At 60.9% G+C, this 6,859-nt stretch carries 5 protein-coding genes and 2 pseudogenes; 4 read left to right on the forward strand and 3 right to left on the reverse strand.

The annotated features are described in order from the left end of the window. Positions 1 to 103: 103 nt before the first annotated feature. A pseudogene (locus tag ACSFBL_RS35220) lies at positions 104 to 463 on the forward strand (transposase); the annotation flags it as partial. Between the two features lie 275 nt (positions 464 to 738). On the opposite strand, the gene ACSFBL_RS35225 reads toward ACSFBL_RS35220, so the two are convergent. Both ACSFBL_RS35225 and ACSFBL_RS35230 read right to left on the reverse strand, forming a co-directional pair. Continuing rightward, a complete protein-coding gene (locus ACSFBL_RS35225; protein WP_435520444.1) occupies positions 739 to 1,770 on the reverse strand; it encodes an IS110 family RNA-guided transposase in 1,032 nt (343 codons plus the stop codon). A gap of 542 nt (positions 1,771 to 2,312) precedes the next feature. Continuing rightward, positions 2,313 to 2,468: a hypothetical protein gene (locus tag ACSFBL_RS35230; RefSeq protein WP_435520445.1), complete on the reverse strand. Its 156-nt coding sequence runs from the start codon at positions 2,466 to 2,468 to the stop codon at positions 2,313 to 2,315. A 204-nt stretch (positions 2,469 to 2,672) separates the two neighbouring features. On the opposite strand from ACSFBL_RS35230, the gene ACSFBL_RS35235 reads away from it, so the two are divergent. Next, positions 2,673 to 3,827, forward strand: coding sequence for a sensor histidine kinase (locus tag ACSFBL_RS35235; protein WP_435520446.1), 1,155 nt, complete (start codon positions 2,673 to 2,675; stop codon positions 3,825 to 3,827). Between the two features lie 190 nt (positions 3,828 to 4,017). Here the strand turns inward: ACSFBL_RS35235 and ACSFBL_RS35240 are convergent, their stop codons facing one another. Beyond that, positions 4,018 to 4,389: a hypothetical protein gene (locus tag ACSFBL_RS35240; RefSeq protein WP_435520447.1), complete on the reverse strand. Its 372-nt coding sequence runs from the start codon at positions 4,387 to 4,389 to the stop codon at positions 4,018 to 4,020. A 596-nt stretch (positions 4,390 to 4,985) separates the two neighbouring features. Here ACSFBL_RS35240 and ACSFBL_RS35245 point away from each other — a divergent pair. Both ACSFBL_RS35245 and ACSFBL_RS35250 read left to right on the forward strand, forming a co-directional pair. Continuing rightward, complete coding sequence (locus tag ACSFBL_RS35245) at positions 4,986 to 5,189, forward strand: hypothetical protein (RefSeq protein WP_435520448.1); 204 nt, start codon at positions 4,986 to 4,988, stop codon at positions 5,187 to 5,189. A 392-nt stretch (positions 5,190 to 5,581) separates the two neighbouring features. Continuing rightward, positions 5,582 to 6,665, forward strand: a pseudogene (locus ACSFBL_RS35250) (IS630 family transposase). Positions 6,666 to 6,859: the final 194 nt, after the last annotated feature.

The following is a 6,859-nucleotide window of genomic DNA, read 5'->3' on the forward strand; positions in this document are numbered from 1 at the left end:
AGGCGGTTATGCCGACCTCAAGTGCGGGTTCTCCGCCCACGGGCTCGGCGGGCGACGCCATGTCGGCATAACCCGGAGGTCGGCGTAATGAACTTTCTGCCGACGTCGGCAGAAAGTCCACTTTATGCGAAACGCTCTGGCGTACGCTGGCAAGACCCAGCGGCGCATGGTCTCGGCCGCCATCGGCACGGTCTTCGTACAGGACTCGGCCGATGCGGCTCGAACGCAATGGCGATCGGTGGCCGATCAGCTCCGAGACAAATTCCCCAAGCTCGGCGCCCTGATGGACGACGCGGAGAACGATGTGCTGGCCTTCATGACCTTTCCGCGGGCGCACTGGACGCAGATCTACAGCACGAACCCCTTGGAGCGGCTGAATGCCGAGATCAAGCGGCGCACGAATGTCGTCGGCATCTTCCCCAACGACGCCTCGATCACGCGCCTGGTTGGCGCCATGATGCTCTATATGGACGCCTCCCTGATGTGCAAGGACAAGTTGAGTGAGGCTCGCGAGGTACGAGGTTGCAGGTCTATATCCGGCCTTCTTTGGTGCAGGAGTTTGGCCCTGCTGGCCCCGATGGATTTCGATGGGCTTGATCCTCATTCGAGCAACGGACTGTTGATGTCCGCAGCATCATGCAGGTTTGACAAGTCCCGGCTTCGACCCGTTTGCCGTCACTTTTAATTGCCCTTGCGCAAACGAAACGCTTTTCTCCTTCCGTGGATTGGTGGCCAACTTCAGGCCGGCGCCTTGCTCACCCAAGCCGTTTGATATGTTCTGCCGTGCTTGAGCAGCGCCCAGATCGTGCGTGCCATCTTGTTGGCCATGGCTACGACCACCACATTTAGCGGCCGGCGCTGCATGATCTGCTGTTGCCATGCGCTGGGGTGATTACCGCGGGTGAGCACGCTCCTGGCGCCGTGGATGAGCAGCGTGCGCAGATAGGTATCGCCGCGCTTACTCAGCCCCAGCATTTTGGTCTTCCCGCCTGTGCCGGTGTGCGCCGGAACCAAACCCAACCAGGCGGCAAATTCGCGCCCGGATCTGAACGCATCTGCGTGGCCCATGGCGGCGCTGACCGCCGTGGCGGTGAGTAGGCCTACGCCGGGGATCGTGATGAGGCGCTGCGCGCTGGCATCCTCCTTGAGCAGCGACTTGAGTCGGGACTCGATCTGTGCCACCTGTTCGTCGAGCTCGCCCACTCGCTGCCACTGCTCGAGCAGCGAATCGGTGACAACCTGCGGCAGTCGCGTGCCGAGTCGATCGAGTGCAGCGGCGATGCCCTTGCTCAGCGCGGTACGTCCCTTGGCGAAGATCTCTCCGTACTCAGTGAGCAGTCCGCGGAGCTCGTTGATCTGCATCGTGCGCACCTTCACCAGTTGCTGACGCATACGGTGCAGTGCCAATGTTGCTTGCTGCGACTCGGTCTTGACGGCCACACGCTTTATGCCGCCATGTCGCACAGCAGTCCAGATCGCCCGCGCATCAATGGCGTCGCTCTTGTTGCCGGTGACGTATGCCTTAACCGACTTAGCCGGCATCATTACGACTTCGTGCCCGAGCCGGGTCAATTCGCGCGCCCAGTGCTGGGCGCCGCCGCAGGCTTCCATGCCGACCACGCACGGCGCACGGTTGACGAAGTGCTCAAGGAACTTCGCGCGCTTGATCTGCACGTTCCTGATCTCGCCCGTCTCGGGCTCGATCCAGTAGATCTGAAACACGTTCTTGGCCGGATCAACCCCAACAACGTTTGAAGCAGTAGCATTCATCTTGGAACCCCCGGTTTGCCAGTGAAGATCAATCTTCTACCTTGGGCACCTCGATGCCGTTGGCCCTGGGGTTCCACCCCTGCCAAGCCTCGGGCTTCTCGGTGTGTAGTTATCGCCTCTCGCCGTTGGGGTGGGAGGCGTCCATACCATTCGAGCAGAACGACGAATGGTCGCTCAACCGGCGATACATGCAGTTGGAAGGCTTGCAGACCCTGAGCGACACTGCACCCACTCGGCTGTCCGCTGTGGCTCGCTGAGTACCGTGCAGCTCATCCTTCTCCGGGCTGTGGAGCTACACCACGGGATGGGACGCGACCTGAGCCGGGGCGGCGAGGGTCTCTCTTGCGGTACGTATCGGTTACGCCGATATGGCGCCTATTGGGTCTTTGCACGGAAGGTGGTCTGATGACCCAGAAAATCCTCAAGCGAGTTGGTGCAGGGCGCTTACCGATGCAATTCTTCACGCGCGCGGACATTGACGGCCTTCAAGATTTGCGGGCCGCAGGCTACCTCAGGGTCCGCTTTAGGCCCGCTGCCCCAGGTCATCCGGCCTGCGCCACCGTCACCAAATTCACAACACTTGGGCGCGCGGCGATACGGTACTTCGGGTTTGCGTTCAACGCGAGCCAGTAAGAGGGGCCGATTTCGTGACGTCGCGCATTGGGCTTATCGTTGTCGTCGAGCAACTGGAGCCACATGAATTCGCTTGGTCGCTCGTGAGGCAGCAGAACAGCCGTGGCCCGGATGAACGTGTGGCGGCGTCGTCGAAACCTCTCGCGACCTATGAGCAGGCGCTTGATGCAGGTTTTTTGGCGCTCGATTCGCTGTGTTCCCTGAGATCTTGACGGGCCTTCTCCAGCAACGGTGCGGGGGGTATGCTTGTTCCGGCAAGCATTTTTGGCTTGCAATCCGACACCCGAACCGCCATGGCACTTTCCGAATTCATCTCTGCAAACAGCGCCGCCATCGTCGAGGAGGCGGTTGTCTATGCGCGAACGCTACCCCCGTTGGCTCGGCAAACGGAGGAGATGCTGAGGGACCATATTCCGAAGATTCTGGAAGCAGTTGTTCGCGACATGGACCAGGCGCGGTCTCGAGATGAGTCGCGAGCGAAATCCCTTGGCGCGGGGAAGAACGATGCTCCTGGAGCCGTGGATACCGCTGCGGAGACGCACGGAAGGCTCCGCGCGCAAGGGGGGCTGCAGGTCGCACATCTGGTTGCGGAGTACCGTGCGCTGCGCGCCAGCGTTCTGAGGCTCTGGGCTGACTCTCAGCCCGCCACTTCGTCGATTGCGGAGGTTGTCCGCTTCAACGAAGCTATCGATCAGGCGATCGCTGAATCAGTCGCACACTTTTCCGCAGAGATGGACCAACTTCGAAACATCTTCCTGGGTGTGCTCGGACACGACCTTCGAGGACCGCTAAACGCAATTCTCCTCACCTCTGAACTGATCACTCAGCTTGCCAAGGATCCCAAGATCTCCGCACCACTGGGCCTGCTGATTCGGAGCGGGCGGCGAATGGCCTCGCTCCTCGATACGCTACTGGAACACAACAGATCCTTGTTGGGGACCGGTATTCCTATTCACCGCGACAAGACTGATCTCGCGATCGAATGCGCGGCAGAGGTCGAGCTTCTGCAGGCAGCGCTTCCCAGTTCTGTCGTATCCCTTACCTGCCAGGGCGACCTTACGGGGGAGTTCGACGCTTCAAGGATCCGAGAGGCGTTAGGCAACCTGGTGGCCAACGCTTCTGCCTACGGCGATAGAAATGAACCGATCGCCGTCGCACTAACAGAGACTGGGAGCGTCGTCCTGTTGAGCGTTGCGAACGCGGGTCCTGAGATTCCCGCCGCGGAAATTGCCCGATTGTTTGAGCCTCTTCAGCGTGGATTGCATGCCACCGACAGCAAGAGCAGGCGAACGAACCTGGGGCTGGGATTGTTCATTGTCGATCAGATCGCTCGCGCCCACGGTGGAAGCGTCACGTGCGTAAGCCAAGAGGGTCGGACCGTTTTCGAACTCACGCTACCCAAGGTGTTCACGACCGAGAACTGACCGGGGAACGCAGAGTAACAGCGGACCGCGGCACACAGAGCGATGAGTGGAACAAAGGTTCCCGACGGAACCGATCGGCGCGCGCTTGACGACCAAAAATAACCGAACGACCACCATGCCAATCTTCCGCATTGGCGACTTGCGAGCTTCGCCATCTTAACGCGTGACACGTGCGGGCCTGCCCGCAGGTTCAGCCCGGCCGGCAACCGCCGCAGCCCTGAAGGAAGGCCGCGTAACGCTTTGTCCAGCCTAGGTACTTTTCAGCGGAGAGGACTTCTTCCTTCGGTGTGCCCAGGTCTTCCAAAAGAGCCTGATCGTCAAAGTGTTTCGTGCAGGAGCCATCAATCAGCGCACCGTTGATGGCGGTTGCCAAAACCTCCGCATCCCTTGCGGCGATAGCCGGGAGGAAGGGAAGGTCGGGGTATACGTGTGAGGTGATGCAGGTGTGTAAGGCTACCCACACTGCGCCGCTGGGAAAGCGGATTTCTTTGCCGGCCTCGGTAGTAGGTGCATCGCCGATGAAAATTTGCTCTGCCATTTTCGCCATTTGAACAGTGAGCATCGCCCAATACAAGTCCGCTCACCGGAGGGTCGAATACCGGCGCTACCCTTGTGATTGCGGGAAAGACCCGAAAGCCACGCTTGATCGCGCTCAACGCGGAGCATCGAAGGTGTTGCGTGATGGCGACTGCATACGGTTGTGCAGCATCGATCTCGAAAACGTATCGTCCAAGAACCAGCGTCGCATGAAATGGAGGCTGCTGAGGATCGTGAGCGGCTTGTCATTCCGCGCGACGTGACGGTATCGATGCCACCAATGCTCTCGCGGCCAGAGATCAAACAGCTGGCGCGAGCCAGCGGTTGGCAAGATCCGTCGCGGCGGCTGGGAAGCCGCTCGAGCACGTCGCGAGGTAGGCCTAGGAATCGTGTCCTGAGCCGGCGGATCGACCTTGGCGGCCGAAGGGATCCGCATGCGATGCATACACCCGCAAAACGAGGCGAATCTCGCTGGAGGCGACGCAAATCGATAAATCGGTCTAAGCGAGCACGGCAACCGCCATGGTGCGAAGGGACATAGGATGCAGTGATTGTCCTACGGTCCTGATGGAGCCGTCGATCAAGCTTGTGATATTCGATCTCAACTCAGGAGTATTTCCAATGACCAATCCCTGGATGGCGAGCAACCCGTGGATGAGCATGTGGCTCAGCACCGCCAATCAAATGATGAGCACGGCCCACGGCTTGGCGGCGAGCGTGATGCAGCAGCAGGCTGCAGCGACGCAGGCCGAATTTGAGAAGCGAGTCGTCGATTTCTGGACCGGCGGCTGGATGCGGCTGCCGACAAAAACGCGCGACCTGTGAGTAAAAAAGCGGCCGCGCCTCCCAATTCCGTTTGGCACTCCATCGCTGGGATGCCCGGCGTAGCCGTATCCGGATTGCAGCGCTGCACGTCCAACTCCGGAAAACTCGCGGCCGTCGGACACTAATCGCTGCCGCACGCGACCCTTCGCCGGCGTCGTGCGGGGTCGCTCGATCCAGCTGGTCACGTGTGGCTGATGAGCCCCCCAGTTCTCCCTCTTTCCGATGCATAGCGCCATCCCTGCGCGTGCGCTCGTCTTCATCTTCACCCGGACCCCGCGCCACTCTCGAGTTGCGGCCTCCGGTCGCTCCTCCCCCCGCACCTAGTGCAGTGCGCTCGAAATAGCAGAACTTAATCGATGCGGCACACTCCGACCTCGACGGAGGTCGCAGCCATGCGCATTGCCCCGAAGATCGAACTGAATGCGGTTGTCGAACGAGAGTTGACGGCATTGGCACGGCGAGGCCGCGTCGAGGCTCGTGTGCAGCAACGCGCCAGGATCGTGCTGTTGGCCGCTCAGGGCTGGCAGAACAAGGACATCGCCTCCGAGGTCGATCTGGATCGGCGCCAGATGGCCTTGTGGCGCCAGCGCTTCCTGGAAGGCGGGGTGGAGGCCCTGATGCACGATGCGCCGCGCCCCGGGCGTACCCCGAGCGTGACTACCGCCGAGTTTGAATCGAGCATCGTGGACAAACGCTTCACGAAAAGCCCATCGCTGCCACGCACTGGAGCACGCGCACGCTGGCCGCGCAACTCGGCGTAGGTCCGACAACCATCCGCCGCGTGTGGAAGCGCAACGGCCTGAAGCCGCATCGGCAGGCAACGTTCAAGCTCTCGCGCGACCCACGCTTCGAGGAAAACTGCTCGACGTCGTGGGGCTGTATCTGAACCCGCCCGAGCGCGCCCTGGTGCTCAGCTGCGACGAAAAGAGTCAGATTCAGGCGCTCAACCGCACTCAACCGGGCTTGCCGATGAAGAAAGGCCGCGCCGGCACCGTCACGCACGACTACAAGCGCCACGGCACGACCACGCTGTTCGCTGCCTTGAACACCCTGGATGGCACCGTGATCTCGATGTGCCAACAGCAACACCGTCACGCGGAGTGGCTGCAGTTCCTGCGCCTGATCCAGCGCAGGACGCCCAGGCACCTGCAACTGCACCTGATCGTGGACAACTACGGCACGCACACGTATCCCGATGTGCAGGCCTGGCTTGCCAAGCACCCGCGCTTCGTCATGCACTTCACGCCCACGAGTGCGTCGTGGCTGAACATGGTCGAGCGCTTCTTCCGCGACATCTCGGAGAACCGCATCCGGCGCGACAGCTTCACCAGCGTGCCCGACCTGGAACTGGCCATCGATCTGTACGTGGCCCACCACAACGCCAACCCCAAGCCCTTCATCTGGACGGCCAGCGCCACCGACATCCTGGCCAAGGTCACGCGAGCCAAGGCCGCGTTGGCACGGACCCCAAGATAAGTACATATCTGAGTGGCGCACTACACTTATATGGTCGCCACTGTCAATCTCCCTGAGCGCAAAGAATTCTGGTGTGGGCGGGATCGCTCCGGTGATGCGACACGAACGTTGCAGCGACGATGAATCAGACTCATATCCGCGGATTGGTTACCAGCACTTCATCGATTCGTCGCGGGCCTGCCTCGTTCTAGCGC

This window comes from Variovorax glacialis (genome assembly GCF_051216375.1).
Classification (GTDB): domain Bacteria; phylum Pseudomonadota; class Gammaproteobacteria; order Burkholderiales; family Burkholderiaceae_C; genus Variovorax.

Bases quoted from the DNA above. Each gene is read 5' to 3' on its own strand.
- ACSFBL_RS35225 (WP_435520444.1), bottom strand. From the start codon at position 1,770: ATGAATGCTACTGCTTCAAACGTTGTTGGGGTTGATCCGGCCAAGAAC.
- ACSFBL_RS35230 (WP_435520445.1), bottom strand. From the start codon at position 2,468: ATGTGGCTCCAGTTGCTCGACGACAACGATAAGCCCAATGCGCGACGT.
- ACSFBL_RS35240 (WP_435520447.1), bottom strand. From the start codon at position 4,389: ATGCTCACTGTTCAAATGGCGAAAATGGCAGAGCAAATTTTCATCGGC.
- ACSFBL_RS35245 (WP_435520448.1), top strand. From the start codon at position 4,986: ATGACCAATCCCTGGATGGCGAGCAACCCGTGGATGAGCATGTGGCTC.